Origin of the sequence: Methylobacterium sp. B1, assembly GCF_000333255.1 — a bacterium.
GTDB classification, from domain to species: domain Bacteria; phylum Pseudomonadota; class Alphaproteobacteria; order Rhizobiales; family Beijerinckiaceae; genus Methylobacterium; species Methylobacterium fujisawaense.
Map to the genome: position 1 here is coordinate 1 of NZ_BACT01000797.1, position 1,112 is coordinate 1,112.

General features: G+C 69.3%; 1 protein-coding gene and 1 pseudogene. Both read right to left on the reverse strand.

Annotation, left to right across the window (positions count from 1 at the left end):
* The coding region (locus I53_RS23025) for an aldehyde dehydrogenase family protein (RefSeq protein WP_043355112.1) at window positions 1-400 on the reverse strand (400 nt) is incomplete at its 3' end.
* Window positions 393-1,112, reverse strand: a pseudogene (locus I53_RS23030) (acyl CoA:acetate/3-ketoacid CoA transferase); the annotation flags it as partial. The gene I53_RS23025 and the pseudogene I53_RS23030, both read right to left, overlap by 8 nt.

Sequence of the window (1,112 nt, forward strand, 5' to 3'; positions counted from 1 at the left end):
CGCCGTAGACGCGGCGCGCTTCTTCCGCGAACCACAGCACGTAGGCCGCCGACATGGCGACCTCGCCGCGGGACTCGGTCAGCGACTTGCCCTGCTCGGCGGTGAGGATCTGGGCGAGGTCCTCCTGATGCTCGGTGACGAGCGCCGCGAGCTTGCGCAGCAGCACGGCGCGCTCGTTGGCGGTCTTGGCGCGCCAGGCCGGGTAGGCCGCGTAGGCGGCCTTGATCGCCTGGGCCGTCTCAGCGGCTCCGGCATTCGGCACCCGGGCGATCAGGGCGCCGGTCGCCGGGTTGGTGACGTCGATGCTGCCGGAGCCGGCCTTCGACCATGTGCCGCCGATCAGGCAGGCATCGACCAGCAGGGCGCGGTCCGTCAGGGCGGGGGTCTCGAACTCAGGCATCCAACGGTTCCTTCGGCGGCTGCGATCTGTCGGGCTGGGACAGGCCGGGGCGCGGCTTGAGGGGCACGCTCTGGGCGGTGTTCCGCGCCTGCGCCTCGGCTTTGGTCTCGAACACATGGGGAGCCAGATCGCGGCTCGCCAACGAGGCGCCGAGTTTCAATCGCAGGAACGCGCTCGTGGTGTACCGCGACGCGGTCTCGTAATAGCGGTTCTCGAGATAGGCGATCGCCGAGAAATAGGCGTCGCTCACCGTCGGGTCGATCTCGAACCCGTCGTAATTGGCGATCAGGTGGACCTTGCGGCCGATCTCCTGGCAGGCGCGCTCGTATTCCCGGCGCACCAGCTCGACATCGTCGATGGTCCGCACCTGGAAACCCTCCAGGTTCGAGAACAGGATGTTGCGCTCCGGGTCGTAGCTGATCCGCTCCGACAGCGAGAGGCCCAGCAGCCAGGGCTCCAGGGCCATCACGGCCTCGCGGAACAGGCGCGGATCCATCGGTTTCGGGTCCTGCACGATGGGCGCGAAACCCATCTGGCCCAGGATGTCCCGCGCGACGTCGATGCCCGGCGCGACCTCCACGAGCTCCATGCCGGCCCGCGTCCGCCGGAAGACGCAGCGCTCGGTCACGTAGAGCACCGGCTGGCCGCGCTCGGCCGCGTAGGCCCAAGGGAAGGTCACCTGCTCCACCGCGGCGATGAACTCCGGGAGCGC